The sequence below is a fragment of the Mycobacterium nebraskense genome, from assembly GCF_002102255.1.
Classification (GTDB): Bacteria; Actinomycetota; Actinomycetes; order Mycobacteriales; family Mycobacteriaceae; genus Mycobacterium; species Mycobacterium nebraskense.
In genome coordinates, this window is sequence record NZ_LQPH01000180.1 from 14,267 (window position 1) to 40,192 (window position 25,926).

Below are 25,926 nucleotides of genomic sequence, written 5' to 3' on the forward strand. Positions count from 1 at the left end.
CCACGGACACTGCTGCCCTCTCAGGCACGGCTGGGCCATCCGTGTCCGCGGACACTTCCCGACCAGCAGGCCGCACTCGAATGCCTCTACTTAATCACGCGGTCACCGCACCTGACCGGGACCGGACAGAAGCGATGGACCAATGCGGTGGAAACCGGCGGTGACCGCCTTCGCGCGATCTGCTTTGCTGACGCGCGCCAAGGTTTTGTTGCCCAGACCTGATAGCGCAGCGACGCTGCGGCTACAAATGCGTTGGGAAGTAAGAGAAGCTGTAATTCGCGCTGGCGGTGCCGCCAGGTGAGCTGCTGCGTCCGACGCATACGGTCGTCGTCAGGTGCTGCCGAGTTGGATGGCTTTGGCCACGAGCAGGATCGCCCCGACGACGAGATAGCCACGCAAGGCCAGCATGCCTAGCCGAGTTCCGGCCGACCAGGACACCGGTTTCAACGAGGTCAACGGCGGCATCCGCCAGGTGGCCCGTTCGGTTCTGGCCAGTTCAAAGGAGGGCTGGTCAGGCCACTGTTTTTTCGGTCGGCGGCGGCCAGACCACCGCAGCACACCGAAAACGGTTGCGGCGCATATGGCGAGACCGACGGTGAGGTCGGCGGCGAGTGAGACGATGTCGAGGCCGGGAAACACCGTCGTCGCCATCAGTATCCCCGAGAGCAGCAACAGCACACTGACGATGAGCCCTGACACCACGTTGAGCCACGGCCGGTTCACCCACGGGCCCAGAACTTCCCGGTCGTTGCACAACAGCACCAAAAAGACAGTCGCGCTGGGCAGCAGCAACCCGGCCAGCGCTTGCACGCCGGTGGTGATCAACCCCAACGGCGCGCCGGGGATAAGCACGATCACTGCGGCGATCACGACCATCCCGGTGTAGGACAGGTAGAACGGCTTGGCGTCACCGAAGCCGCGGTGCAGCGAATGCTTGAGTCCGCACACATCCCCGAAGGCATAGCTGCTGGCCAGGGTCACCGCAGCCGCCCCGATGATGGAGGCGTCGAGCAACACGATCGCGAACATTGACCCCAGGGTGGTGTCGATTTGGCCGAGCAGATGCGCAACCGCGCCGGCGTCAACGAAGCGCCCCCCGCTGTTGGTGGCCCGCGCGGCCCAATCGCCGGTCATGATCAACGCCGCCGCCCCCATCACCACGACGAAGGCACCCAGTGTGGTGTCGGCGCGCTCGTAGCCGATGAAACGCGGCGTGATGCGCTTGTCGACAATGTTGGACTGCTGAAAGAACAGCTGCCACGGGGCGACCGTGGTGCCGACCATCGCGATGATCAACAGCACCGCGTCCGAGGTGACTCCACCACTCATGCCGGGGGTGACAAGCGATTTCGCGGCGCGCCCCGCGTCCGGATGGGACAGCAGCAACATTGGGATTTGCAGCAGCGTGATCGCGATGAACACGAGCATCGCGCGTTCCCAGCGACGGAAGCTGCCGCTGGCCATGATGGCGATCAGCGCGATCGCGGCGAACGGGACGACCACATATCTGGGGATGCCGATGTAGTCAGCCGCCAGGGTGACGCCGATGAATTCGGTGACCAGGGTCAAAAAGTTCAGCAGAAACAGATCACCCACGGAAAACCAGCCCCAGCCGCGGCCGAACCGTTTATTGATCAACCGCGCGTGTCCGACCCCGGTGACCGCACCGAGCCGGACCACCATCTCCTGGTTGACAATCAGCACCGGGATCAACAGCACCAGCACCCACAGCAGGCTGTAGCCGTAGTTCTGTCCGGCCTGCACGTACGTTGCGACACCTCCGGCGTCGTTGTCTCCGACCATCACGATCAAGCCGGGCCCGATGATCGCCAGCATGGTGGCCAGGCGGATTTGCAAGCTGCGCGGACGGGCGGTGTCGCTGAGGCTGATTCGGCCCAGTGCACCTTCGATGTCGCCGAGGTGTGCGCTGTCGAGCACCGCGGTGCCGTGCGGCGCCTCCAACACTGTGTCGGAACCGGGGCGGTCCAAGATCGTCATAGCCATTCTCCTTCTTTGCTGCTCATCCAGGTCAGGTCTTCGCGGCCGGGCCTGGCCCAGGCTCTCGCCGTCGCCAGCCGTCGGGGATCGTGGCTTTGAGCACGTCGTCGACGGTTACCACGCCCAGCACCTGAGCCTCGTCATCGACCGGAATGGTGTGCAGTTTGTAGTCGGCCATCAAGACCGCGACATCGCTCACATCGGCATCGGCAGCTACCAAGATGACATCCGAAAACATCAGTGTTACAGCCGCATCCGAACGTTCGTTTGCAACAGAGCGATCACTGACACCACGCCAGCCAGCTGCCCGCACTCGCCGAGGACGTGCAGCTGCATACGCCCATGTTTCGCAGGAGACGATGTCGACATTCATCAATCCGCCTGCGCTGTGCGGGTTGAATCCCAACAAAGGCAGACATTTAGGGTGCGCTGGGGTACGGACATCGACTCCAGAACACGGTGCCGGGTGGGAGCGGCGCGAATTGAAGGTCGCGTCGGCGGCGTCGTCGGCACGCATCCGAGCGAGCAACGCGGCGACTTCGTGGGAGGGCGGCCAATGTGGCCGCCGGGTGTCTTCAGCAGTCCGAACGGGTGGAGCGGTCCTCGGGCCTCGATCCACAACTTGTGCATGTGACCCCTCCTTGGCGCAACGTGTGGATCAGTGGTGGGTGGTGGTGGCACAGGCGCGGCAATACGGCTGCCGCGCTAGGGTTAGGCCCAGCTGGAGCCGACGGCGCTGTCGGTGCTGGCCATGTTGGAACCGGCCGTTTGTACTTTGCAGCCGTGGGCGTGGGCCTGGTCGTAGATCACCTGGAAGTGGCGGCCCAATTGTGTGATGAACTCTTCGCAGGCCGTCGAGCCCGCCCCGCCCCAGAAGTCTCCGGCGGCAAGCACATCGCGAATGATGGCCTGATGCTCGGCCTGTAGGGTGGCGGCTTGACCGCGGATCAGTGCCCCGTGGGCGTCGACGTCGCCGAACTGGTAGTTGATTGTCATCGGTGTTCTCCTCACGGGTGAAAAGCGGTTAGTTGCCCAGGATCTGCTGGGAGGCTTGCTCTTGGCCCTCGTAGTTGCTGGCGTCGCGGATGAGTCCGTCGCGCACCTCGTGCAGCATGGTGACGATATTGCGAAACGCGATGTTCATCTGGCTCACGGTGTCGTACGAGGTCGTCTGAGCGGTACCGCTCCAGCCGGCGCCGGCGATGTTTTGCGAGGATGCCCACATCTTGCGGGCCTCGTCCTCCACAGTTCGGGCGTGCACTTCGAAATGCCCTGCCATCGAGCGCATCTCGTGCGGGTCGGTCATAAAACGCGTAGTCATCTGAATGTCCTTACCTAGCACTCATCGAGTGCCATACAAGCGGTGAATGGTGGCCGGACGGCTTATGCGGTTTGGGGCCGTCGAACTGAGGCTCGCAGCCGATCCCCGTATCTGCTATCCGGCGATGGGTGAGCGGGCCATTACGGTGAGCCGGAGCCCGTATTTGGGAGCACTGCCTATGTGGTTCCCGGCCGTGCTCGCCATCGGCATGCCGGGCATCATGGGCATCACACCTCCCGGAGGCGCGCTTAGGGGTGTCGCGCCCAGCGCTGAGGCCAGAGGGCTTGTCGGTGGGGCTAGGGCGGTCCAGCTCGCGGGCACCGATAACGGGCCGATCGACGCGGCCTGACCCAGGGCCGCCGATGCGCCGCCGCCGGAGCCCAGGCCAGCCAGGCCCAATAGGCCTCCGAGGGGGCCGGTGGTGACAGCTTCTCCGATCGCGTTTCCCGCCGCGCCCCCGGCTGCGCCGGCGCCCAACAAGCTCGTAAAGGCACCCAAAGTGTTACTCGGGGTGTAGAACCCGGACGAAAAGATGGTGTTCCAGATATTCGCGTTGGGCCCCCACTGGTTCCAGAAGTCGTTGAGCTGCGGATTCCCAGACCCAGACCCAGGCAGTTGGCCAAGGATTTCCGAAAGTCCCGACGTCGACGACGAAGACGACGCGGGTGCCGCGAGGCTCTGCAGCTTCGTGGGCACCGCTGAAGTCAACTGCGACAGTGCGGTCTGCGTGCCCGCACCTGCCGGCGTACCAGTGGCCTGGCCGACTGCGGCGGCCTGCCCGGCCAGCCCGGCCGCATTCGTTGTCTGTTGTGGCGCGGTGAACGGCGTCACCTTCGAGGCGGTCGCCGAAGCGGCAGCGTATCCGTACATCGCGGCCGCGTCTTGCGCCCACATTTCGCCGTAGTGAGCCTCGGTGGTCGCGATCGCCGGCGTGTTCTGCCCCAAAACGTTGGTCGCGACCAACGCACACAAATGGCTACGATTGGCCGCGATGACAGGCGGGGGCACCGTCATCGAATACGCGGTCTCATAGGCACCCGCGGCCGCAATGGCCTGGGTGGCGGTTTGTTCAGCGTGCATCCCGGTCGTGTTCATCCAGGCGACAAGAGGTGCTGCGGCGGCCGCCATCGAGATCGACGCCGGGCCGCGCCAGCCTTCGCTGCTCAATCGCGAGATCGCCGAGCTGTAGGAGGTCGCCGCCGAACGCAATTCAGCGGCCAGCCCGTCCCAGGCCGCGGCGGCGCTGAGCAACGGCGCCGAGCCCGCGCCGGAATACATTCTTGCGGAATTGATTTCGGGCGGCAACGCGCCGAAATCCACCATCATGATCATTGCTACACGCCTCCTTTAGCGGGCCGCGATTGTGTTGAGGGCCTCGGTGGCGGCGTACGAAACGGCACTGGCCGCCAAGGTCTGCACGAACAGATCATGAACTGCTGCGGCTTGTGCGCTCACCGCTTGATACAGCTGGGCGTGGGCAGCGAACTGGACCGCGGTCAATGCCGAAACCTCTTCGGCCGCTGCAGGAATCACGCCCGCCGTGGGCCTAGACGCGGCCGCGTTCTGGGCAGCGAGCCCTGAACCGATATTGCGCAAATCATCGGCTGTCGTCGCCAGCAATTCTGGCTGTGCGGTCACAAAAGACATCGGACTTCTCCTCAACGGAATGCAGACTGAAGGCTGCGGATGTGGTCGTGTCAAAGCACGCCAAAACAACACACGCCCCGAAACGGACACGTGCAAGTGATAACCGAAGCGGCGCAAGCCGATTCAGATAGTGGAAACGATGCCGGGGCCGGATCCGAACGAAATGCTCATCGGACTCGGATAGGGACTATCACCGCGATTCATCTCGCTCTCACCTCCTCACGGCCAGGGCACACGGGGGTGCCAACAGTCGCACACCGGGGTAAGGCGACCCGGCGATTTGGCCGGGCGCGGCCCCCTCTCGTCAGAGCTTTGGCACCACACGGCGTATCCGGTTGAGCCGGAAGCCACTTGGGCTCAACCCTTAAGCCGAGAAGAGCTGTCCTGACCCGGGGCGTCTCTCGACGTTCGAGGTCAGTGGCCTATATCCGTGCAGACGCCTCACCTACCGAGGTTTATGCGAACGTTATCTTCGCACTCAAGGCGGCACCAGTCAACCCGGCGCGTTGACTCACCAACAATGCCCGCGTGCCCCCTTCGTTGTCCCAAAGAGAAATGCTGCCCGCGAAGTGGCGTGTTGAAGCGGCGAAACCGGTGCGGCGCAGCAGGCCCAGACGATGGGATTGACGGTGGGTGAACGCCAGCGTTGCACCGGGCCTCTACTAGGCCGTGCTGGGCATGCCGGCTGGCATGTGGCTGGCGCCGATGCCGGGTGAGCTGGTGAGGATCTTGCGGCGGTTCGGCGCACTGGACATTGATGGCGACACCGGGGGCGCTGCTGTGACCGCGCCATATCGTCGGCCATCGATTGCCGTGTGGCGCCCGAAGGCGAGAAGTACGAATTGACGGACCGTTGACGCAACCGAACCGAGATCATGCAAAGCAGCCAAACCGGCGCGGGTTAACGCTCGATCTGGTTCGTTAAGTGAGCTGGTGGTGAGCAAGCGCTGAACGAGTCGTGTCAAGTCGGGAACATATTGTCCCAGCAAGGCTTTCGCCGACGACATCGTTCCCGTGCGGTGCTAGCTTCGAGTTTGTCATGAGAATCGACGTTGCCGATCCGACAATGCCGCGATCCCGTTTGGTCGCGGTAACAGCCGCAGTATGGTTGATGTTGTGGATGGTAATCGGTGGCGCACACCACCACGAAAGTAGAACTAACTCAACGGATCTGGAAATCGTTGCCGGTGAAGCGGCAACTTCGCTTGAATCGTCGCAAGTGGTCAGGGATCAGCTACCCCCAGACCATGCACACGCAAAAAGAGATTCGTCGACACACCACGACGACCAGTTCATGGCCGTCGCCTTGACACCGTCCGTGGCCGCGTTGGCGAGTTTCGGCGCCGCAGTCAGCCCAGTTGGGGGGGCGGGGTGGTTGGCTTATCCCGCGGCGGCGCCGGTGCGGGGTCCGCCCGCTGCGCTTGCAGTGCGTTGCGCCGGTCGAGATCTGTTGATCCGGCTCTGTTTGTCTCGTCGCTGATCAGTTATCGTCAGGCCGCTGCGCGCTTCGCTTGGCCGGCCGGTGAACGTTTCTTACCAATTGTCGCGTGTCGCGCGCTAATGGAAGTGACGATCAAATGACTGACGTTAATCCCTGTGGCAACGATCCATATTGCTGGCCAACTGTTTCCGCCATTCGGGCGCGGTCCTGCTGGCGGCGCGGGCCTGCCGCCCATGTTCGGTTGGGCGTCTTGGCGGGGCATGCGCCGGCGCTGAGCGTCGCGGCGTTGCAGGGCGTTTCGGACGCGTGGTTTCTGGGCGAAGCTTTTCAACTTCGACCCAGGTGACAGCATGAAAGAATTCGTTGTCATCCACAGGGTCGAAAAGGCGCGCCCCCGCGCCGCATTGCTACCTGCGGCGCGGATCGTTGAGTCGGCTTGCGGCAGCCTGGGTTTGAGACCCGCTTTGGCGGGCTGGGTATGTGGGGATCCGGTAACGGTTGTCGCCGATACCGCGATGGAACCGAGCATTCGGCGGATGCTTGCTGCCTGCGCCGCCGATGTTGTCCTTGTCGATGCACCGGACCCAGTTGATGGATGGCGGCAAGCCCGCAAAAGTCGTGTCTCGCAGTCGTTTGCTACCGATCCCGGTGCATGGAATGCGGATCAGTACAACAACTGTTGCACCGTCGCCGGGCGTCGATTGCGGGTCTTTGAATTGCGCGTCCAGCAAGGCGAGATCGATGTGGTGGTGTGCGCAGCGGGTACCGGCCGCGATCCGTCCGGAGTCCTGCGACTGCTACCTCACCAGAGTGAGCAGGCGCCGAAATGCACCTCGGTTTTGCACGATTGGCGGATCTCCCTGGACAACCCGCCTTTTCTGCTTCTTTGCCGCGGCGATGATCGGTTCGTATGCATCGATCTTCCAGGTCGACCTCGACCTGCGTCTGCAGGCTTCGGTACTGACACTGCGGTTCCAAACGTTGTTCGGCGCAGTGACATTCGTTATCTTAGGTGTAGTGGCCGTCGTCGGCGAGTTGCGGATCACCCGCTGGTTCTCCGACAGGTAAGGTTGCGGGCCGAGCTTGACTGTCGGTCTAGTCATACCTGCTGTGTCGTACGTGCCGCTGATGGTCCTGCCCGTCAGTCAGGGTTTAGCGACGTCAGCTGCCTTCGGAGCACTTGTAGTCTCCGCAGCGCTGCTTGTGCTCGGTTCCGCCGCGGTGATCCCACTCGAAATGCCCATCGTAGCTACTTCTGGCGGCAACCGTTTAGTGACAACACATTACAGGTTCTGCAACTCCATGCTCGGAATCTCGCCCTTGATCGGCAATTCCGCGACGAGGGTGATTTTCGGCGTGGTACTACGTTGGAACCGTACCGCAATACTGCTGGACAGCAGCGTTTTTTGTGGGCGTTGCTGCGGTATTTGCGCTCAATCGCCTTCGTCCGACCAGCGGTCATCAAACCGGCATCGCCTGAACCGCAACAGAGCCTGCCTTGCGGCGGAGGAAGTCAACACCGAAGAAAGAAAATGACGCAATTCATATCAGGAAGCGAAATGGAATGTCCGACAAAGCAATTGTAACCGGGGATCTAGTCCCCAGCCGTTTCGAAAGGATGCGATCATGAGCGGACACGGCCACGCCCACGGGCATGGACATGGACATGGACGTACAGCGGATGCTGACCGGCGGTGGCTGGTTGGCGCCCTGGCGGTGATTACCACATTTATGGTCGGCGAAGTGGCGGTAGGAATCGTTGCACGATCGCTCGCCCTGATCTCGGATGCGGCGCACATGCTTACTGACGCGGCCTCAATCGCGTTGGCGCTGTGGGCTATCGGTTTGGCAGCACGGCCGGCGGCGGGCCGTATGACCTACGGATGGCGACGGGCAGAGATCTTGTCTGCGTTGGCCAACGGCCTGACTTTACTAGTATTGGCGGGGTGGCTGGCCTATGAGGCGGCCCGTCGGCTGATGGACCCGTCGCCGGTCACCGGCAAGCTGGTGCTGATGACGGCGCTGGTCGGGGTCGTGGTGAACGTGGCCGCGACGTGGATGATCAGTCGCGCTAATCGCTCCAGCCTCAACGTCGAGGGCGCTTTCCAGCACATCCTCAACGACCTGTTCGCGTTCATCGCCACGGCAGTCGCCGGCGTGGTGATGGTGTTCACCGGGTTTGCGCGTGCCGACGCGATCGCCACGCTTGTCGTGGTGGTGTTGATGGCAAAGGCTGGCACGGGGTTGGTGCGTGCGGCAAGCCTGGTGCTCTTAGAGGCCGCGCCTTGCGGGGTCGAGCCCGAAGCAATCGGACAGGCGATGGCGGCACGCGACGCGGTGGTGGAAGTTCACGATTTGCACGTTTGGGAAATAACGTCCGGGCAACCGGCGCTTTCGGCGCACGTGATCGTGGACGCGGACCGTGATTGCCATAACACCCGGGCCGAGTTAGCGGAGTTGCTGGCGCACACGCACGGAATTTCACACATCACGCTGCAGCTTGAGCACGAAAAGTCAAACGGCCTCAACGAACACGATTTGGACGGAGCCTGCGCGCACTGCGCAGACCCGCACGGTCCCACGCACCGCTCGACTAACAGGCGGGCCCACGACACCGAGTCGGCCACCAGAGGCATCAGCTCTTCGTCGTTGTCGGATATTCGCGGTTAGGAATTGGGCTGTTATGAGGTTCGGGAGCGGTAGCGGGCCACGGCTGCGGTGTGTGGTGGCGGTCTGCTTGGCCGTGTGGGGGGTCCTGATTGGCGCCGACAGTGTGATCATGAATTCGCAGGCTTTGGCAGTGCATCCGGCACCTGCGGTGTCCTCGGCAAGTGGTGGCGGTCAGCCTGCTCTCAGCGTCGATCATCCGCATCTGGGCAAGGGATCGCCGAGCGAGCATCCCGAGCAGTTCACGACGGCGGTGTTGCCGCGCTCGGGCGCTGCGGTGGCGATGCTGATCGTGTTGGGTGTGGTGGCGGCCGTGGCGGTGGCCGGTGGGCTGGGCCTGCTTGGGGTGCCCGCCGGGCGGGGCCCACCGGGCGCCCCGGCTTTTGCGCTCACCGGTCAAGAGGTCTTGACCCGGTTCTGCTTGTCTCGTCGCTGACTGGTCAGCGTCAGGTCGTTTCTGCCCTTTGTGGCGGCGGCGGCCGGTGACCGCTGACCCATGTCAACTGCCGCGCCCTGGTTCGCGGCTCCCGCATGAAAGCGACGAAATCCCATGAACGAAGCTCTTTCTTTTGACAACACTGGTGTTCACTCCCTCGCAGCGTTGAAGGTTCTCGAGCCGCGCGACTGCAGACAGCCCGCCCCCGCCACTTCCCGGCGACCCGCCGCCCTGGTCGGCGATACGCCGGTGCTGCGGGTCTCGGCGCCGCTGAGCCCGCCCGATCGCGGGTTTTGGGCCAAGTTGGAGGGGTTTAACCCCGGCGGCAGCATGAAAGACCGACCCGCCCTGCACATGGTCGAAGCCGCCCGCGCCCGCGGCGAACTCACACCCGGGGCGCGCATCGTGGAATCCACCAGCGGCAGTTTGGGTTTGGGGCTGGCGTTGGCCGGCCAGGCCTACGGGCACCCGGTCACCGTGGTCACCGACACCGGCATGGAACCCATCGTGCGCCACATGCTGGCCGCCTACGGCGCCGACGTCGAGCTGGTGAGCCGGGCGCACCCGGTCGGGGGCTGGCAGCAGGCCCGCAAAGACCGCGTCGCCCAAGTCCTGGCCACCCACCCTGGCGCCTGGTGCCCCGACCAGTACAGCAATCCCTACAACATCACCGGCTACCAATCACTGGCGCTGGAGCTGCTCGATCAGCTCGGCGGCGTCGATGTGCTGGTCTGCTCGGTGGGCACCGGCGGGCATTCGGCGGGGGTGGCGCGGGTGTTGCGCCAATTCAACCCCGACATGAAGCTGATCGGGGTCGACACCATCGGCTCGACGATTTTCGGCCAACCCGTCGCCAGCCGGTTGATGCGCGGGCTGGGCTCGAGCATCTATCCGGCCAACATCGACTACGACGCCTTCGACGAGGTGCACTGGGTGGCCCCCGCCGAGGCGGTGTGGGCGGCTCGCGCCCTAGCGGCCAGCAACTTCGCCAGCGGCGGGTGGAGCGTGGGGGCGGTGGCTTTGGTGGCCGGCTGGGCCGCGCGCACCCACCCCAAAGACACCCGCATCGCCGCGGTGTTTCCCGACGGGCCGCAACGCTACTTCGACACCATCTATAACGACGACTACTGCCGCGAGCACCAGCTGCTGGGCTGGCAGCCCATCCCAGGACCGGCGGTCATCACCGACCCCAGGCAACGCGTGGTGACCTCCTGGACCCGCACCACCACCGTCACCAACCCGGCTTTGGTGTTGCGATGAGGGGCTTTATCGCACGCTTTCGCGGGTTCGACGGGCCCAGTCGGGTACTGATGCTCAACCAGTTCGGTATCAACGTGGGTTTTTACATGCTGATGCCGTATCTGGCCGGGTACCTGGCTGGCCCGCTCGGGCTGGCCGCCTGGGCGGTCGGGCTGGTGCTAGGGGTGCGTAACTTCTCCCAGCAAGGCATGTTCATCGTGGGCGGCACTTTGGCTGACCGGCTGGGCTACAAGCCGTTGATCGTGGCCGGGTGTGTGTTGCGCACCGGCGGATTCGCGCTGCTGGTGGTGGCCCAATCGTTGCCGGCCGTGCTGATCGCCGCCGCGGCGACCGGGTTCGCCGGCGCCTTGTTCAACCCGGCGGTGCGTGCCTATCTGGCCGCTGACGCCGGGGATCGCCGCGTGGAGGCCTTCGCCATGTTCAACCTGTTCTATCAGGCCGGAATCCTGTTGGGCCCGCTGGTAGGACTGGTCCTGGTGGCCGTCGACTTTCAGGTCACGGCCGCGGCAGCGGCGGCCGTGTTCGCTGTGCTGACCGCGGCGCAGCTGTTGGCGTTGCCGCAGCGCGGTGTCGAGTCGGCGCCGCGTCAGAGTTCGTTTCTGCAGGATTGGCGGGTTATCGCCGGCAATCGGCCGTTCCTGCTCTTCGCGGCGGCGATGATCGGCTCATACGTGTTGACCTTCCAGGTGTATCTGGCGCTGCCGCTGCAGGCGTCGATGCTGACACCACGGTCCGGAAAAGCGTTGGTTGCAGCGCTTTTCGTCATCTCGGGCCTGGTTGCGGTGCTCGGACAGCTGCGCATCACCCGCTGGTTCACCAAACGCTGGGGACCCGGACGTAGCCTGGCGATCGGTGTGGCCATCCTGGCGGCCTCGTTTGTGCCGCTGACGGTCATTCCCGACGGCCATCGATTCGGGACACCGGCGGCGGTGGGAGCCCTGCTGCTATCGGCGGCGATGCTCGCCGTCGGTTCCGCCGCGGTCTTCCCGTTCGAGATGGACACCGTGGTCTCCCTGGCCGGGGGCCGACTCGTGGCCACCCACTATGGGTTCTACAACACCATTGTCGGAACAGGAATCCTCGTCGGCAACCTGGCCACCGGATCGATATTCGCTGCGGCACAACGCCTGAGCGCCGACGCACTGGTCTGGGGCGGGCTCGTTCTCATCGGCATCATCGCCACGGTTGCGCTCAACCGCCTCCAACCCGCGGGCCGCGCGGGACCTGCGTTTCCTGATGCGCGGGTGGGGTCTTGTCCATCAGAAGAAGTCCAGGCGGAAACAGTCAGGAGCAGATCATGACGTTTGTGACTACCCAGCCGGCGGCTTTGACGGCGTTGCAGTTTGCCGCACACGCGCAGATGTATCAGGCCGTCAGCGCCCAAGCTGCGGTGATCCAAAAATTGTTCGCGAACACCCTTGGCATTAGCGCTGATTCGTATGCGCTCACCGAGGTTGCCAACGCGGTCGCGGCCGGCTAGGCACTGCGAGGTGAAATGATGGATTTCGCAGCTTTGCCACCCGAGATCAACTCGGCAAGGATCTATGCCGGTCCGGGCCCGGGCTCGATGGTGTCCGCGGCGGCGGCCTGGGAGGGACTCGCCGAGCAGCTATATTCGGAGGCCGCCTTCTATTCCTCGGTGGTTTCAGGGCTGACCAGCGGACCGTGGCTGGGTCCGGCGTCGGCGGCGATGACCGCCGCGAGCGCCCCCTACGTGGCGTGGATGGACACCACTGCCGAAATGGCCCAGCAGACGGCTTCGCAGGCCATGGCGGCCGCGGCCGCCTATGAGGCGACGTTTGCGATGACGGTGCCGCCACCGTTCATCGCGGCCAACCGCAGCCTGTTGATGTCGCTGATCGCGACGAACATCCTCGGGCAAAACACACCGGCGATCGCGGCCACCGAAGCGCAGTACGCGGTGATGTGGGCCCAAGACGCCGCCGCCATGTACGGCTACGCTGCCGCCTCGGCGAGTGCGTCGACTTTGATCCCGTTCACCCCGCCGCAACCCACCACCAACCCGGCCGGCCCAGCCGGGCAAGGGGCCGCGGTCGCCCAAGCCGCCGCCAGCTCGGCCAGCACCGACACGCAGGCGGTCCTGTCGCAGGTGACCTCCACGGTGCCCACCGCCCTGCAACAGCTCGCATCGCCGCTGTCGTCCACGTCCGAGTCGTCCACCGGGTCGCTGTCGTCGCTGAGTTCGTCGCTAAGTTCCATGAATCCCGCGTTGTCGATGACAAGCTCGTTCGCGTGGATATCGAGTGCACTCCTCTCGAACGCGAATCAGATGAAGTCTCTGATACCGGCCGTCAGCGCCGCCAGCACCGCCCCTTCGGGATCGGGGCTTACGGGCGCACTCGCTTCCGGCGCGCTGGGAGCACCCGGCTCAGCAGGACTCGGTGGAGCGGCGGTATCGGCGGGTGTGGGCCGGGCGGCCACGGTCGGGGCGCTGTCGGTGCCGCAGACCTGGGCCTCGGCGGCCCCGGCACTGAGTCCTGCCCCGACGGCACCGTTCAGCCCCAACCTGGCCACTGTCCCAGGAGCCACAGCAGGCGCTCCCGCAAGCATGCTCGGCGCGCCGATGGCAACGATGGCCGGGCGCGGCATAGGCAACGTCGTCGAAACCGACCTCCGGTTCATGCCCCGCCTGACGGTGGTCCCGCCCTCGGCGACCCTCGGATAAAAGGAGGAACACCAATCCCTAGCCGCGGACGCGTGACGTGGCCTCGCCCTATTGAAGCCATAGCCACAATCGGTCTGTCAGAATCAACGGTCGAGTTCATCTTGCTCGGACACGCCGAGCGTAAGCTTGGCGGAAGACTGACCATGTCCAAAGCATTCGGTTCAGCCGCGGTGGAGCTAGGTCGAAGACCAGGAGCCTTCGGTCGCGGTCTTGTGCCCAGGCGCAGCGCCACGCGGATCGCGATAAGCGCCGAAATAATCGACGCGGCGTCGGTGCATTAACACAAGAAGTTGGCGCCCAGCCCGACGATCACCACGGCGACCAACAATGCCAGGATCGCGCCTCTCTAGATCCCAGAGACCCGAAGCTGCAGTGGCGGCTGAATTGATCGATAAAAGACAACCCGGCAGCGCATCAGTCAGAGCGGCGCGACACTTACCGGTACCAAACCACGACCAATCCCGACCGCCTGGAAACAATCAATGTCAGTGGTGCCCGCCACGGTATCCTCCGTGGCGACCACCGTAATAGCCCTCCCCGAACAAGCCACCCAAAAACCCTCGCGGGCGCGGATTTTCGACGTACCCCGGCTGGGCCGCGTACTGCTGAGGCGGGTACCCTGCCGGCGGTGGCTGTGGGGGTTGTTGTGGGGCGGCGTAGAACTTGGCCTCGGCTTCGGAGAGCTGCTCGAGTTCGCCGCGGTCAAGAAAAACGCCGCCGCAACCGGTGCACTGATCGATGGTCACCCCGAAGCGCTGCACCGGCAACATCTGCGACACGCACCGCGGACACAGCAGCGTCGATTCGTTGGTCTGTTTTGATTCACGTTCGCCTGTCACTTGAACCTCCCTAAAGAGGCAACGGCAAATGCCTCACCCACCTAGGCTAACAGACATAAATGCATGCGCATGTACGAATGCGGGCGATTTGGGTGTGCGGCTAGCCTGCTGGTGCTCGGTCAACAAGGGGGGCGTGCGCGGGCTCGAGGGCCGATATTGCGCTGGCCATTCGGCTGCTGCGCCGGCGGCTATACCACAGGATGGCCATCGCGATGGCCAGGCAGGCGGCGGCCGGAAGGAGCAGCGCGTTGTGGCCCAACCGGCCGCCGATGAGCGCTCCCGTGGCACCGCCGCCGATGAACAGCACCACGGTTGTCGCGAGCACAGTGGCTTTCCATCTATCCACTCCATGGTGGCGGCTGCGGCCCAATATTAAACCGAGGTCGGTGATGGTGCCGGTGAAGTGCGTGGTGCGGATTGTCATCCCGGGAAAGTTTGAGGTCATCGCGTTTTGCAGCCCGCACGCGGCCGCGGCTAGCAGGGCCTTGAACCCGGGAATCTCGATGCCGGCGGCGGCTAGCAGCAGTGCGGCCTCGGCAAGCAGGACCGCGGCGTGACGCGCACTGGTGTGGGTCTGCACCGTAGCCAGTACCGCTCCGGCCCCAGCGGCTCCAGCCAAGAAACCCCCCACGATCAGCGCGATCATGCAGCTCTCGTATAGCAATGGGTTGGCCGAATCCATGCCGAGCTGGGTGCTCAGAGCGGTCAGGTTGCCAACGGGAAACGCCAAAACCAGCAGTGCGACCGAATTGATGAATCCGGCGATTCCGGCCAGAATCCCACTGTAGCCCAGCACCAGCACCCGCAAGCGCGTTCCGCGGGTTTGCATGTGCGGCATGTTTTTCCCTGTCCGGTGATCGGTGGTGGCACAACGCTACCAAGACCGCGTTAACAGACGTCGCCCCGCCAACCTGCTGCCTGAGAAAACTACGGAATCTCGGGTCGGCCGCACTGCTGGCATCACCACAACCGTCCAGTCGCCGTAGTTGTCTGACCCAGGCGTGCGCCCACACAGCGGACCCTGTGGTTAACGCGAGTACGTAGTCGCCCCCAAGGCGGGTGGCGTGATGATGGCGATACGGCGCAACCCCGAGTCGGGTAGCGGCGGTCACCTACGCCCGCTTGTCCTGATACCGCCTCGACTGACGGCGCCAGCTGGCGTGTCGTTTCTGATTCAACAGCCGCAGTCCTCGCCGCGCCAGGCTCGGACGCCTTGCCAGACGGCGACGGTGGCGATGGCAAGCCCGACCGCCGGGTCAAACCACCAGCTGCTCGGCCAGTGGGCAGTTACCGCCAGGCCGATCAACACCGCGGCGGCTTGGGCCGCGCAAAGGTAATTTTGGGTACCTTCGCCGGCGGTGGCCGCCGAGCCCAGCCGCGCGGCTAGTTGCTTTTTGGCCCGGCCAAGGATCGGCATCGCCAGCAAGGTGACGCCCGTCAACACGATACCGACCATCGAAGTCTCCGCATGGTGCTCACCAGCCAGATGCCGAATAGACTCAACGGCGATGTAGGGGGCCGTCAGCCAAAACGACACGGCAACACCACGTTGGGCGCGTCGTTCGGCGCTCTCGGACAGCATCCGCGCGCCGGTGAACCGCCATACCACCATCGCGCTGGCCAAGCCCTCGGGCGCGCTGCTTAGCGCCCAAGCAGTAAGTGCGATGGACCCGACCGCTAGGCCCTGCCACAGCCCCACCGCGCCCTCGGTAAGCATCGCGATCAAGCTGACCCAGGCCAGCCGCCGCGCCCAGCGAGCGGCCCCGCGCCATCCCGCGTCCCGCGTCACCGAATTCCGCGCGACCTGCGTGGACTCCGCGCAGCACGTGTCACCTACAAATTCGGTGGGATCGCCGACTGGACGGAAACTACTCATAACGTTGGCTCCGTTGGCCAGCCGTCGGCGCCGCAGGTTGGGCGCAAACCCACCCGATGGCCGATCGCCGACGACACGGCCGCGGAGCACACGAGCCCATCAACGAGTGAGTGCTGCGTCAACCGGGACAACGAAGCGCGCCCTGGTGGGTCGGCCACCGCCACGCCCCAGTGATGTAGGTCGACAGCGCATCTCGATATCACCGACCGCTCCGAAACCACCAGCTGCAACTCACTAAAAGACTGCAACATTTGCACTGGGCCATCTTATAGCCGGCGCGCAACCGCCCCGGCACCGCCACACTGTGACGACTTCTGTTGATCTGCGCAACATGGTGCGCGCACGCTCAATCCCACCCCGGGGGTTTTGCGGTGGTAAACGTCGAGATCTCAGATGCCAGTTGTGATCCCGGCACGGAGTTTTCAGCCCCGGCGCTCAGCGCGGTGGACCCCGATGAGGTGACGACGTGGCACACCCAACCATCACCCCGCCGTCTGCCCGGTTACAGATCCTCAAATGTAATCCTTCTAGCCGATGCGGGCATATTTATGACTTATCGGTAAGGTGACATCTGTGAGGCGGTAACCCCCCGGTCCACCGCCGCCCCGCAGGGCGGCACGACGTCGTGGCGCCGGCCCGATCGAGGTCCGCGCCGGAACCGGTCGAAGCGCGCGCGGAGGGCCTCTGGACGCGGCGACGGTCGACTCGGCACTGATGAATCGAGGCCGACGCAGTGAGGAAAGCTCGCCCGCGGGGACCGTTCCGGACGGTTCGAATAAGTGCTTTCTGCATGTCTGCGCCGCTGCCGTTGAAGTCGCTACCCAGGCGTGGTGGCAAACGGCGGCAACAGATCCTTGAACATGGGGAAATGGCGCACATTGAGGGTTGCCAACTCGAGTCCCTTAACGTCGACGGTCGCTGCAATGAGGTAGTCGCCGAGGCCGATACCGTTGTGGCTGCTGCGATATCGGCGCATCATGTCGCCCGCGCGACGGGCAATGATCTCGGTCGCGGGTTCAGCGCGAAACGATGTCAACAACCGCCATACCTCGCGACGCTCGGCTGATCGCATTCCACCGATCAGCTCGGTGACCGACACCACGCTAATCGCGAGAGGCCCGCGCTTTCGCGCACCGGTGAGCCAGTCTCGGGCGGCATCGACGCCGCGCAGATGCGCGATCAACACATCGGAGTCGACCAGAATCACGATGAGCGGCGCCAGATGCGCGCCAGGTGGTCCTCGCGACCGCTCTGGCCGCGCACCGGCACCTCGATGTTAGCTAGCGCGCCGAACGAGTCGTCGATTGCTTGAAGGTCCGACGCGAGGCTCTCGTCGGCATTCGCAAGAACGCGATTCAGCAGTTGGCGGATCAGTTCGGCACGTGACACACCCTGTTGTGTTGCCAGCCGGTCGAGGGTCGTCGTCTGCTCCTCATCGAGGTAGATGTTCGTGCGTTTCATACGCCGCATCATACATCACAGCGGTGGTTCCGACTCGTGCAGCGCAGGACTTTGAACCGTGCAAGACGCACTTTGTAGGACAGCCCGGCGGTCCCTGCGCGGTGCTGCTCAGAGGGCGGTCGCGCGCGACGCGAAAGCCAAGTGCTGGACGCGGCAACAAGGGGGTAGCTTGGGAACTTGTCAGCAACCTGAAATGCCTGTGCCGGCATCATCATTTGCTGAAAACGTTCTGGGGCTGGCGCGATGAACAATTGCCCGACGGCACCCTCATCTGGCGCCTGCCCGACGGGCACACCTACATCACCACCCCCGGCAGCGCGCTGCTGTTTCCCACGCTGTGCGCGCCCACCGGCCACCTGCCCGCACCCTCCGCCGCCGCCGAGCGCTGCGGCGAGCGCACGGCGATGATGCCCTTGCGTACTCGCACCCGCGCCCAGAACCGCGCGCAACGCATCGCCACCGAACGCCACCACAACCGCCAAGCCCGCTTAGCGACCCAAACCGCCCAAACCGGCCCGGCGCCACCGGACGACGACGGCGAACCACCGCCGTTCTGATGGGCGGCCGCCACGCTCAGACGGATTTGGTGACGCCGACGTAGGACAGCACCACGTCGGATTCGTCGGTCACTTGGGTCAGAGTCGCAAAGGACCGGATGAAGGACTGACCCACGCACCCGTCGATTTTGACGTGGAAGCCGGTGACGATGACCCGGGGATTCGGGCCCTTGAACTCTTTCTTGGCCACCGGTACGTCGATTACGACGCCGGGTTTGAGGCCCACGGTGACCACGCCGTTCATCGGCACGGTGACCAACGGCAAAATGCCCGGGGTACCGGCGAGCCCCGTGATTCCCAGGCCGGGGGTGACGCCGGCGCTGCCCCCGATGGTGACGCCGTTGGACGTGCTCATGTCGATTCCGCAGCCGATCTCGTAACCCACCTCGAGGACGCCGTGAGGCTGTTCGAGCCCGTCCAGCGAACCGACGAACGTTCCGCGGGCGAGGTATTCGCGAGACGAGACCGCGGTGGTCAACGGCGCTATGGGGACTTGCGACTCGTCCTTCGCTCCGAGGGTCAGGGTCCAGCCTTCGGGCGTCGTGAAGGTTACGGGATCGGACGAGGGCACCCGCCCCTCGTCCGATGCCACCGAAGCAGCGGCGGTTTCAGCGTCGGGATCGGCGGCCGTTGGGGGCGCCATGACCGTTGACAGGACGACGCACAACGCGAGGATCGCAGCGCGACGGACGACCACGGCTATCGGCCACACGTGCGACACCGTATGTACCGCTCGATTCCGATTGCGAAATTTGCCGGCCGCGTCGCCAAAGTCGTTGTGCGTTCGTAACCGTTCTGGGATAAGCGGGCGCTCTGGTTGGTGTGGACCAGAAATTCTGGGCTCGGCGCGGGACCCGGGTCGAAGGTCGACCTGCACGACTGCAACGGTTGACCACCCCCGAGCAAATTGCCTGGCCAGAACCGCCGAGCCCGCCGATGTGCCATGATGTCGGAGCTGTCAAGACATAGGGGAGCGGCCGTGGATCTCAACTTGTCGATTATCACGCGACCGGTCGAGCGCCTGATAGCTACGGCGCAGAACGGGCTGGAAGTCGTCCGGCTGGGGGGCTTGGAAACGGGTAGCGTCCCGTCGCCGTCGCAAATCGTCGAGAGCGTACCGATGTACAAGCTCCGACGTTATTTCCCGCCGGACAGCCGGCCGGACAAGCCGCCGGTGGGCCCGCCCGTGCTGATGGTGCACCCGATGATGATGTCGGCGGACATGTGGGACGTCACCCGCGAGGAGGGTGCGGTGGGCATCCTGCACGCCAACGGGCTGGACCCCTGGGTCATCGACTTCGGCGAACCCGACAAGGTCGAAGGCGGCATGCGCCGCACCCTGGCCGACCACATCGTCGCGCTCAGTCAGGCCATCGACACGATCAAGGACGTCACCGGCAGCGACATCCATCTGGTCGGCTATTCGCAGGGTGGCATGTGGTGTTACCAGGTCGCCGCCTACCGGCGTTCGAAAAGCCTGGCCAGCATCGTCACCTTCGGTTCGCCGGTGGACACCCTGGCCGCCTTGCCGATGGGCATCCCGGCAAACTTCGCCGCGCCCGCCGCCAACTTCATGGCCGACCACGTGTTCAGCCGGCTGGACATCCCCAGTTGGATGGCGCGCACCGGCTTTCAGATGCTCGACCCGCTCAAGACCGCCAAGGCCCGGGTTGACTTCGTGCGCCAGCTGCACGACCGGGAAGCCCTACTGCCGCGCGAGCAGCAGCGGCGGTTCCTCGAGCGCGAAGGATGGATCGCCTGGTCGGGCCCGGCGATCTCCGAACTGCTCAAACAATTCATCGCCCACAACCGAATGATGACCGGCGGCTTCGCCGTCAACGGGCAGATGGTCACACTCACCGACATCACCTGCCCGGTGCTGGCCTTCGTCGGTGAGGTGGACGACATCGGGCAGCCGGCCTCGGTGCGCGGCATCCGGCGGGCGGCCCCGGACGCCGAAGTCTACGAAAGCCGCATCCGCACAGGCCATTTCGGCCTGGTCGTCGGATCCAAGGCGGCACAGCAGAGCTGGCCGACCGTCGCCGAATGGGTGAAATGGCTCTCCACCGGTGGCGACAAGCCGGACGGCGTCGACCTGATGGCCGACCAACCCGAGGAGCACACCGACAGCGGCGTCGCGCTGAGCTCGCGGCTCGCGCACGGCATCGGGGAGGTTTCCGAGGCGGCGCTGGGCATGGTGCGCGGCGCGGCCAACACGGTGGTCGCGGCCAACAAGTCGATGCGCACCCTGGCCGTCGAAACGGCCCGCACGCTGCCGCGCCTGGTCCGGCTGGGACAGATCAACGACCACACCCGTATCTCGCTGGGCCGCATCATCGACGAACAGGCGCACGAGGCCCCGCAGGGCGAATTCCTGCTGTTCGACGGGCGCGTGCACACCTACGAGGCCGTCAACCGGCGCATCAACAATGTCGTCCGCGGCCTGATCGAGGTCGGCGTGCGGCAGGGCGACCGGGTGGGCGTCCTGATGGAGACGCGGCCCAGCGCGCTGGTGGCCATCGCCGCGCTGTCCCGGCTGGGCGCGACCGCGGTCGTGATGCGACCGGATTCCGACCTGGCCGCGTCGGTCCGGCTCGGGGGAGTGACCGAGCTGCTGACCGACCCCACCAACCTGGAGGCGGTGCTGGCGTCGGACCGCCAGGGGCTGCGGCAGGTGCTGGTGCTCGGCGGCGGCGAGTCGCGCGACTTGCACCTGCCCGACGACAGCGACGTCATCGACATGGAACGGATCAACCCGGACGCCGTTGAGCTGCCCGGGTGGTACCGACCCAACCCGGGACTGGCCCGGGACTTGGCGTTCATCGCGTTCAGTGCGGCCGGCGGCGAGCTGGTGGCCAAGCAGATCACCAACTACCGCTGGGCGGTGTCAGCCTTCGGGACCGCCTCGACGGCCGCCCTGGACCGCCGGGACACCGTGTACTGCCTGACCCCGCTGCACCACGAGTCGGCGCTGTTGGTGAGCCTTGGCGGCGCGGTGGTCGGCGGCACGCGCATCGCGCTGTCCCGCGGCCTGGACCGCGACCGGTTCGTGCAGGAGGTGCGGCAGTACGGCGTCACGGTGGTGTCCTACACCTGGGCCATGCTCCGCGAGATAGTCGACGATCCCGCGTTCGTGCTGCACGGCAACCACCCGGTGCGGCTGTTCATCGGATCCGGCATGCCGACGGGCCTGTGGGGCCGTGTCGTCGACGCGTTTGCGCCCGCCCACGTCGTCGAATTCTTCGCCACCACCGACGGACAAGCGGTGCTGGCCAACGTCTCCGGCGCCAAGGTCGGCAGCAAAGGCCGCCCGCTGCCGGGTGCGGGGCGCATCGAGCTGGCCGCCTACGACGTCGAGCACGACCTGATCCTGGAGAACGACCGCGGCTTCGTCCAGATCGCCGAGCCGAAACAGGTCGGGGTGCTGCTCGCCGTGTCCAATGGCCCGATCGACCCGACCGCCTCGGTCAAACGGGGGGTATTCGCCGCCGGCGACACCTGGATCTCGACCGAGTATCTGTTCTACCGCGACGACGACGGGGACTACTGGCTGGCGGGCAGGCGTGGCTCGGTGGTCCACACCGCCCGCGGCCCGGTGTTCGACGAGCCGGTCACCAACGCGCTGGGCTGCATCAACGGGGTCGATCTCGCGGTGACCTACAACGTGCCCGTGGGCGACCGGGAGGTCGCGGTCTCGGCGTTGACGCTGCTTCCCGGGGCCAGCATCACCGCGGCCGACCTGACCGACGCCGTCGCCAAGATCCCCATCGGCGTGGGCCCCGATGTCGTCCAGGTCTGCCCGGAGATGACATTGAGCGCGACCTACCGTCCGACCGTCAGCGCCCTGCGCGCGGCGGGAATTCCCAAGCCGGGCCGCCAGGTGTGGTACTTCGACGCCGACGCCAACTTCTTCCGGAAGCTGACCCCCGGCGTGCGGTCCGAGCTGAGCGGGCGCTCCAATGGTTGACGATGAACTGCTGAGCATCCTGGTGTGCCCGGCCGACCGCGGCCCCTTGCTGCTCGTGGACCCCGGCGATGGGGAGCTGCTGTACAACCCGCGGCTGCGGCGCGCCTACCGCATAGAAGACGGCATCCCGGTGCTGCTCGTCGACGAGGCCCGCGACGTCGGCGACGACGAGCACGCCCGGCTCATGGCACGAGGCCGTCCGGCAGATCCCCGGTGAGGTAGCGCTGCAGGTTGGGCGCGATGGTCTGCGCGACCTGCTCGGCCGGCAGCGACGCGAACGGCTCCAACTGCAGGATGTAGCGCGCCATCACCACGCCCACCAGTTGCGAGGCGACGAATTGGATGCGGATGGGGCCGCTGCCGGGCGGATTGTCGACGCGCGGACCCACTTCGACCGCGATGATGTCCTGGATGAACGTGCGGAACAGGTTGATCTCCGAGCCGGCCAGGATCGAGCGCAGCGTGGCGATGAAGCCCGTGCCTAAATCGGAATCCCAGAGCGGCAACAACATTGACGGCAATCGGTAACCGATCTCTTCGATCGGCACGTCGCGCAGCGGGCCGATGATGTCCATCGGGTCGATCGGGATGTGCACGGCGGCGGCGAACAGTTTTTCCTTGGTGCCGAAGTAATGGTGCACCAGCGCCGAATCGACGTCGGCCGCCGCCGCGACCGCGCGGATCGACGTGTTGCGAATGCCATTGCGCGCAAAGAGCTCTCGGGCGCTTGTCAGGATTCTGTTGCGGGTGTCGGAGCTTCCGGCAGGCCGTCCGGGCCGCCTTCGCCCGGCGTTGGTCGCCGTCACTAGGACCCTCCGTGGCGACCCGGCCCCCGCAAGCGGGAGGTACCCCCAGCGCCCGGCTCCGCCGCGCTTGCGATCGCCACTACGGCGTCCGTCGCCGCAGCGTCGCCGCCGCCAGGCACAGCGCCGCGAGCGCGAAGCCGAACACGACGACGACGTCGCGTACCGCGATGTACGTCAGCCCCGGATGCGTGCCCACCTGTTGCAGGGCTTCCAGTGCGTAGCTGGCGGGCAGCACATTGCTGACCCACTGCAGCCAGTGCGGCATCAGCGCCCGGGGCACGATGATCCCGGCCAGCAGCAGCTGCGGCACGACCACCAGCGGGATGAATTGCACGGCTTGAAACTCGGTGCGGGCGAACGCACTACACAACAGGCCCAGCCCAACGCCCAGCACGGAATTGACGATCGCGATCGCGAACACCCACACCGGGCTGCCGGCCGTGTCGAAGCCGAGCAACCAGAACGACACCATGCAGGCCAAGATGGCTTGCGCCGCAGCGGCAATCGAGAAGGCGGTGCCATAGGCGATCAGCAGGTCGAGCCGGCGCAGGGGAGTGGTCAGAATGCGCTCCAACGTCCCGGAGCCCCGTTCGCGCTGCATGGTGATGGCGGTGATGATGAACATCACGAAAAACGGAAAGAGGCCCAGCAGGATCAGGCAGGCGTTGTTGAACGGGGACGGCGTCCCCGGGCGGTGCGGGGCGTTTTGGAACATGAAATACATCAGCGTGATGACCAGGATCGGCACCATCAGGATGAGCGCGACGCTGCGGTGATCGGCAGCCAGCTGACGCAGGATTCTGGTCGTGGTGGCCGTGTAGTTCTGCGGGCTCAGCCGGCTGCGGGCATGGTGGTGGTGCGTCGGATGATCGACAGGAACGCTTCCTCTAGTGACGTGCATCCCGTTTCCTTCCGTAGATGATCTGGCGTGGTGTGCGCCAGCAGGTTGCCTTCGCGCATCAGCAGCAGATCGCCGCAGCGGTCGGCCTCGTCCATCACGTGGCTGGATACCAGCAGCGTGGTACCGCTCCGCGCCAGCGCCATGAACTGTTCCCACAGTTCCACGCGCAGCACGGGGTCCAGGCCGATGGTCGGCTCGTCGAGCACCAGCAGGTCGGGGCGTCCGACCAGTGCGCAGGCCAGCGAGACCCGGGCGCGCTGTCCGCCGGACAGATTGGCGCAGCGGGTGGTGCGGTAATCGGTCAGGTCAACCGATGCGATGACCTCGTCTGCGGCCGAACCGTCGGCCCCGCAGAGTTGGCCGAAATAGCGGATGTTGTCGATCACCCGCAGATCGTTGTAGATCGTCGGATCCTGTGGCATGTAGCCGACCCGCCGCCGCAGCTGACGTGACCCGGCCGGGTGGCCGAGCACCGTCACCGAGCCCCCGGCCACGATCTGGGTCCCGACGATGCAGCGCATCAGTGTGGTCTTGCCGGATCCGGAGGGGCCCAGCAGCCCGGTGATGGTTCCCCGGGCAATCTGAACGGAAAGTTCTTGCACCGCAGGCAATTTGCCGCGAACCACGCGGAGATGCTCGATGGTCACGGCCGGCTCGGCGCCGTCCCGCAACAATTCATCACTCGATGAACTCATCATATGATGAATATTCGTCCCCGGATGCGGGGTTGTCAAGGGTGCGCACCAACAAACATCGCGAGCGTGGGGTGGCGTCCCCGACTCGCTGGCTGCTCAGCGCTCGGGGAATCCGGGGCCGCGCAGCGGCAGGTGGCCGTGCACGCCCTCGGCGTAGGCCGTCTCGGCGTGCTGAGTGAGGTCCACGCCGGTGGTCTCGTCCTCGGCGCTGAGCCGGAAGCCCATCACCCGGTCGATCACCTTCGCGAGCACGAAGGACACCGTGAACGCATACAGCGCGACGACGACGATCGCGAGCGCCTGCTTGCCCAGCTGGGCGAAGCCGCCGCCGTAGAACAGGCCCCGCGGGCCCGACGTCATGACCGCCGTGGCGAGCAGCCCGATCAACGACACACCGACGACGCCGCCGACGAAGTGCACACCGACCACGTCGAGCGAATCGTCGTAGTTGAAGCGGAATTTCGCGCTGATCGCGAACGAGCACACGACGCCGGCCGCGAGGCCGACGACCGCCGCGCCCAGCGTGTTGACGGTTCCGCACGACGGTGTGATGGCGACCAGCCCGGCCACCACACCGGAGGCCGCGCCGAACGTGGTGGGCCTGCCATCGCGGATCTGTTCGACCGACAGCCAGCCGAGCATGCCGAGGCAGCCGGCGACGAGCGTGTTGAGGAAGATGGCCGCCGCGGTTCCGTTCGCGGCCAGGGCGGAGCCGGCGTTGAACCCGAACCAGCCGAACCACAGCAGACCGACACCGAGCAACACGAGCGGCAGATTGTGCGGCCGCATGGCGTCCTTCTTGAAGCCGAGGCGGGGCCCGAGCACCAGCGCCAGGGCCAGGGCCGAGCAACCGGACACGATCTCGACGACGAGGCCGCCCGCATAGTCGAGCACGCCCAGCTTGGCCAGCCAGCCGCCCGGGCCCCACACCCAGTGCGCGACAACCGAATACACGACGACCGTCCACAGCGGGACGAACACCATCCAGGCGGCGAACTTCGCCCGGTCGGCGATCGCGCCGCTGACCAGGGCGGCCGTGATGATCGCGAACGTGACCTGGAACGTGGCGTACAGCAATTCGGGCACCGCGCCGTGGACGGTGTCGGGGGTGATGCCCAGCATCCCGATATGCCTGAGGTTGCCGAGGAACCCGCTCGCCCCGTCCTCGGAGAACGCGATGGTGTAGCCGAGCAACAGCCACGCCACCGTCACCAGCGGTATGGAGATGAAGCTCATCATGATCATGTTGAGCACCCCGGTGGTGCGGACCATGCCGCCGTAGAAGATGGCCAGGCCGGGAGTCATCAGCAGGACCAGCGCGGTGCTGGCCAACAGCCACGCGGTGGCGGCGGGGTCGATCGGATGCAT

25 protein-coding genes, 5 pseudogenes and 1 riboswitch are annotated in these 25,926 nt (G+C 65.3%); of the genes and pseudogenes, 14 read left to right on the forward strand and 16 right to left on the reverse strand.

Annotated elements, in window-relative coordinates:
- Positions 1-28: 28 nt before the first annotated feature.
- Positions 29-175: pseudogene (locus AWC17_RS33725) on the forward strand (IS256 family transposase); the annotation flags it as partial.
- A 155-nt stretch (positions 176-330) separates the two neighbouring features.
- Here AWC17_RS33725 and AWC17_RS29610 read toward each other — a convergent pair.
- From AWC17_RS29610 to AWC17_RS29635, 6 genes and pseudogenes are all read right to left on the reverse strand, one after another.
- Positions 331-1,998: an NRAMP family divalent metal transporter gene (locus AWC17_RS29610; protein ID WP_054585848.1), complete on the reverse strand. Its 1,668-nt coding sequence runs from the start codon at positions 1,996-1,998 to the stop codon at positions 331-333.
- A gap of 31 nt (positions 1,999-2,029) precedes the next feature.
- Positions 2,030-2,539 (reverse strand): annotated as a pseudogene (locus AWC17_RS29615) (CBS domain-containing protein); the annotation flags it as partial.
- A gap of 170 nt (positions 2,540-2,709) precedes the next feature.
- Positions 2,710-2,994 carry a WXG100 family type VII secretion target gene (locus tag AWC17_RS29620; RefSeq protein WP_054585850.1) on the reverse strand — a complete coding sequence of 95 codons (285 nt, stop codon included), beginning with the start codon at positions 2,992-2,994 and terminating at the stop codon, positions 2,710-2,712.
- Between the two features lie 28 nt (positions 2,995-3,022).
- The gene (locus tag AWC17_RS29625; protein ID WP_054585851.1) at positions 3,023-3,319 is read right to left on the reverse strand and encodes a WXG100 family type VII secretion target; all 297 of its coding nucleotides are present in this window, start codon (positions 3,317-3,319) and stop codon (positions 3,023-3,025) included.
- Between the two features lie 114 nt (positions 3,320-3,433).
- A complete protein-coding gene (locus tag AWC17_RS29630) occupies positions 3,434-4,651 on the reverse strand; it encodes a PPE family protein (protein ID WP_082385944.1) in 1,218 nt (405 codons plus the stop codon).
- Positions 4,652-4,666: 15 nt separating this feature from the next.
- Positions 4,667-4,966: a PE family protein gene (locus AWC17_RS29635; RefSeq protein ID WP_054585852.1), complete on the reverse strand. Its 300-nt coding sequence runs from the start codon at positions 4,964-4,966 to the stop codon at positions 4,667-4,669.
- A gap of 289 nt (positions 4,967-5,255) precedes the next feature.
- Positions 5,256-5,426, reverse strand: a riboswitch (M-box (ykoK) riboswitch).
- 606 nt (positions 5,427-6,032) lie between these two features.
- On the opposite strand from AWC17_RS29635, the gene lpqS (AWC17_RS34320) reads away from it, so the two are divergent.
- The 10 genes and pseudogenes from lpqS (AWC17_RS34320) (at position 6,033) to AWC17_RS29675 (ending at position 13,456) form a co-directional block, all read left to right on the forward strand.
- A complete protein-coding gene (gene lpqS / locus AWC17_RS34320) occupies positions 6,033-6,446 on the forward strand; it encodes a putative copper homeostasis (lipo)protein LpqS (protein ID WP_457602209.1) in 414 nt (137 codons plus the stop codon).
- Positions 6,447-6,757: 311 nt separating this feature from the next.
- Positions 6,758-7,156 (forward strand): annotated as a pseudogene (locus AWC17_RS34260) (pyridoxal-phosphate dependent enzyme); the annotation flags it as partial.
- Between the two features lie 148 nt (positions 7,157-7,304).
- Entirely contained in the window at positions 7,305-7,475 is a 171-nt protein-coding gene (locus AWC17_RS33735; RefSeq protein ID WP_244193545.1) for a hypothetical protein, read from the forward strand.
- A gap of 51 nt (positions 7,476-7,526) precedes the next feature.
- Positions 7,527-7,943 (forward strand): hypothetical protein, encoded by a 417-nt coding sequence (locus AWC17_RS33740; RefSeq protein ID WP_224188588.1) that lies wholly within the window; start codon positions 7,527-7,529, stop codon positions 7,941-7,943.
- A gap of 90 nt (positions 7,944-8,033) precedes the next feature.
- Positions 8,034-9,077: a cation diffusion facilitator family transporter gene (locus AWC17_RS29650; protein WP_085165636.1), complete on the forward strand. Its 1,044-nt coding sequence runs from the start codon at positions 8,034-8,036 to the stop codon at positions 9,075-9,077.
- A 13-nt stretch (positions 9,078-9,090) separates the two neighbouring features.
- The gene (gene lpqS, locus AWC17_RS29655) at positions 9,091-9,510 is read left to right on the forward strand and encodes a putative copper homeostasis (lipo)protein LpqS (protein WP_054586158.1); all 420 of its coding nucleotides are present in this window, start codon (positions 9,091-9,093) and stop codon (positions 9,508-9,510) included.
- A gap of 114 nt (positions 9,511-9,624) precedes the next feature.
- Positions 9,625-10,770, forward strand: a complete 1,146-nt coding sequence (locus tag AWC17_RS29660) for a PLP-dependent cysteine synthase family protein (RefSeq protein WP_082408946.1) — start codon at positions 9,625-9,627, stop codon at positions 10,768-10,770.
- The gene (locus AWC17_RS29665; protein WP_054585609.1) at positions 10,767-12,071 is read left to right on the forward strand and encodes an MFS transporter; all 1,305 of its coding nucleotides are present in this window, start codon (positions 10,767-10,769) and stop codon (positions 12,069-12,071) included. The genes AWC17_RS29660 and AWC17_RS29665 overlap by 4 nt, the downstream gene beginning before the upstream one ends.
- A gap of 20 nt (positions 12,072-12,091) precedes the next feature.
- A pseudogene (locus tag AWC17_RS29670) lies at positions 12,092-12,250 on the forward strand (PE family protein); the annotation flags it as partial.
- A 15-nt stretch (positions 12,251-12,265) separates the two neighbouring features.
- Positions 12,266-13,456 carry a PPE family protein gene (locus AWC17_RS29675; protein ID WP_054585610.1) on the forward strand — a complete coding sequence of 397 codons (1,191 nt, stop codon included), beginning with the start codon at positions 12,266-12,268 and terminating at the stop codon, positions 13,454-13,456.
- Positions 13,457-13,941: 485 nt separating this feature from the next.
- On the opposite strand, the gene AWC17_RS29680 is transcribed toward AWC17_RS29675, so the two are convergent.
- The 5 genes from AWC17_RS29680 to AWC17_RS29705 all read right to left on the reverse strand — a co-directional run bounded on the left by AWC17_RS29680 (position 13,942) and on the right by AWC17_RS29705 (position 17,632).
- Complete coding sequence (locus tag AWC17_RS29680; protein WP_082385882.1) at positions 13,942-14,295, reverse strand: TFIIB-type zinc ribbon-containing protein; 354 nt, start codon at positions 14,293-14,295, stop codon at positions 13,942-13,944.
- A 100-nt stretch (positions 14,296-14,395) separates the two neighbouring features.
- Positions 14,396-15,133: a DUF1275 family protein gene (locus tag AWC17_RS29685; RefSeq protein ID WP_054585611.1), complete on the reverse strand. Its 738-nt coding sequence runs from the start codon at positions 15,131-15,133 to the stop codon at positions 14,396-14,398.
- A gap of 336 nt (positions 15,134-15,469) precedes the next feature.
- Complete coding sequence (locus AWC17_RS29690; RefSeq protein ID WP_054585612.1) at positions 15,470-16,171, reverse strand: cation efflux transmembrane domain-containing protein; 702 nt, start codon at positions 16,169-16,171, stop codon at positions 15,470-15,472.
- Positions 16,172-16,988: 817 nt separating this feature from the next.
- A complete protein-coding gene (locus tag AWC17_RS29700; protein ID WP_054585613.1) occupies positions 16,989-17,378 on the reverse strand; it encodes a type II toxin-antitoxin system VapC family toxin in 390 nt (129 codons plus the stop codon).
- Entirely contained in the window at positions 17,375-17,632 is a 258-nt protein-coding gene (locus tag AWC17_RS29705; protein WP_054585614.1) for a ribbon-helix-helix domain-containing protein, read from the reverse strand. The genes AWC17_RS29700 and AWC17_RS29705 overlap by 4 nt, the downstream gene beginning before the upstream one ends.
- Before the next feature lie 182 nt (positions 17,633-17,814).
- Between AWC17_RS29705 and AWC17_RS29710 the strand changes: the two are divergent.
- Positions 17,815-18,189: pseudogene (locus AWC17_RS29710) on the forward strand (HNH endonuclease signature motif containing protein); the annotation flags it as partial.
- A gap of 16 nt (positions 18,190-18,205) precedes the next feature.
- Here AWC17_RS29710 and AWC17_RS29715 read toward each other — a convergent pair.
- The gene (locus tag AWC17_RS29715; protein ID WP_046185040.1) at positions 18,206-18,886 is read right to left on the reverse strand and encodes an MspA family porin; all 681 of its coding nucleotides are present in this window, start codon (positions 18,884-18,886) and stop codon (positions 18,206-18,208) included.
- 282 nt (positions 18,887-19,168) lie between these two features.
- Between AWC17_RS29715 and AWC17_RS29720 the strand changes: the two genes are divergently transcribed.
- Positions 19,169-22,156: an acyl-CoA synthetase gene (locus AWC17_RS29720; RefSeq protein ID WP_085165638.1), complete on the forward strand. Its 2,988-nt coding sequence runs from the start codon at positions 19,169-19,171 to the stop codon at positions 22,154-22,156.
- Entirely contained in the window at positions 22,149-22,373 is a 225-nt protein-coding gene (locus AWC17_RS29725; protein ID WP_085165640.1) for a Trm112 family protein, read from the forward strand. The genes AWC17_RS29720 and AWC17_RS29725 overlap by 8 nt, the downstream gene beginning before the upstream one ends.
- Here the strand turns inward: AWC17_RS29725 and AWC17_RS29730 are convergent.
- The 4 genes from AWC17_RS29730 to AWC17_RS29745 all read right to left on the reverse strand — a co-directional run bounded on the left by AWC17_RS29730 (position 22,339) and on the right by AWC17_RS29745 (position 25,926).
- Positions 22,339-22,962 carry a TetR/AcrR family transcriptional regulator gene (locus tag AWC17_RS29730; protein WP_046185036.1) on the reverse strand — a complete coding sequence of 208 codons (624 nt, stop codon included), beginning with the start codon at positions 22,960-22,962 and terminating at the stop codon, positions 22,339-22,341. The genes AWC17_RS29725 and AWC17_RS29730 overlap by 35 nt on opposite strands.
- Positions 22,963-23,041: 79 nt before the next feature.
- Complete coding sequence (locus AWC17_RS29735; RefSeq protein WP_197083450.1) at positions 23,042-23,863, reverse strand: ABC transporter permease; 822 nt, start codon at positions 23,861-23,863, stop codon at positions 23,042-23,044.
- Positions 23,794-24,561: an ABC transporter ATP-binding protein gene (locus AWC17_RS29740; RefSeq protein ID WP_046185034.1), complete on the reverse strand. Its 768-nt coding sequence runs from the start codon at positions 24,559-24,561 to the stop codon at positions 23,794-23,796. The genes AWC17_RS29735 and AWC17_RS29740 overlap by 70 nt, the downstream gene beginning before the upstream one ends.
- 93 nt (positions 24,562-24,654) lie before the next feature.
- On the reverse strand, positions 24,655-25,926 hold the full coding sequence (locus AWC17_RS29745) for an ammonium transporter (protein ID WP_046185033.1): 1,272 nt from the start codon (positions 25,924-25,926) through the stop codon (positions 24,655-24,657).

Excerpts from the sequence above, each read along its gene's own strand:
- AWC17_RS29610 (WP_054585848.1), bottom strand. The coding sequence starts at position 1,998 with ATGACGATCTTGGACCGCCCCGGTTCCGACACAGTGTTGGAGGCGCCG.
- AWC17_RS29620 (WP_054585850.1), bottom strand. The coding sequence starts at position 2,994 with ATGACAATCAACTACCAGTTCGGCGACGTCGACGCCCACGGGGCACTG.
- AWC17_RS29625 (WP_054585851.1), bottom strand. The coding sequence starts at position 3,319 with ATGACTACGCGTTTTATGACCGACCCGCACGAGATGCGCTCGATGGCA.
- AWC17_RS29630 (WP_082385944.1), bottom strand. The coding sequence starts at position 4,651 with ATGATCATGATGGTGGATTTCGGCGCGTTGCCGCCCGAAATCAATTCC.
- AWC17_RS29635 (WP_054585852.1), bottom strand. The coding sequence starts at position 4,966 with ATGTCTTTTGTGACCGCACAGCCAGAATTGCTGGCGACGACAGCCGAT.
- lpqS (WP_457602209.1), top strand. The coding sequence starts at position 6,033 with ATGCCGCGATCCCGTTTGGTCGCGGTAACAGCCGCAGTATGGTTGATG.
- AWC17_RS33735 (WP_244193545.1), top strand. The coding sequence starts at position 7,305 with ATGATCGGTTCGTATGCATCGATCTTCCAGGTCGACCTCGACCTGCGT.
- AWC17_RS29650 (WP_085165636.1), top strand. The coding sequence starts at position 8,034 with ATGAGCGGACACGGCCACGCCCACGGGCATGGACATGGACATGGACGT.
- lpqS (WP_054586158.1), top strand. The coding sequence starts at position 9,091 with ATGAGGTTCGGGAGCGGTAGCGGGCCACGGCTGCGGTGTGTGGTGGCG.
- AWC17_RS29660 (WP_082408946.1), top strand. The coding sequence starts at position 9,625 with ATGAACGAAGCTCTTTCTTTTGACAACACTGGTGTTCACTCCCTCGCA.
- AWC17_RS29665 (WP_054585609.1), top strand. The coding sequence starts at position 10,767 with ATGAGGGGCTTTATCGCACGCTTTCGCGGGTTCGACGGGCCCAGTCGG.
- AWC17_RS29675 (WP_054585610.1), top strand. The coding sequence starts at position 12,266 with ATGATGGATTTCGCAGCTTTGCCACCCGAGATCAACTCGGCAAGGATC.
- AWC17_RS29685 (WP_054585611.1), bottom strand. The coding sequence starts at position 15,133 with ATGCCGCACATGCAAACCCGCGGAACGCGCTTGCGGGTGCTGGTGCTG.
- AWC17_RS29690 (WP_054585612.1), bottom strand. The coding sequence starts at position 16,171 with ATGAGTAGTTTCCGTCCAGTCGGCGATCCCACCGAATTTGTAGGTGAC.
- AWC17_RS29705 (WP_054585614.1), bottom strand. The coding sequence starts at position 17,632 with ATGAAACGCACGAACATCTACCTCGATGAGGAGCAGACGACGACCCTC.
- AWC17_RS29725 (WP_085165640.1), top strand. The coding sequence starts at position 22,149 with ATGGTTGACGATGAACTGCTGAGCATCCTGGTGTGCCCGGCCGACCGC.
- AWC17_RS29735 (WP_197083450.1), bottom strand. The coding sequence starts at position 23,863 with ATGCACGTCACTAGAGGAAGCGTTCCTGTCGATCATCCGACGCACCAC.
- AWC17_RS29740 (WP_046185034.1), bottom strand. The coding sequence starts at position 24,561 with ATGATGAGTTCATCGAGTGATGAATTGTTGCGGGACGGCGCCGAGCCG.
- AWC17_RS29745 (WP_046185033.1), bottom strand. The coding sequence starts at position 25,926 with ATGCATCCGATCGACCCCGCCGCCACCGCGTGGCTGTTGGCCAGCACC.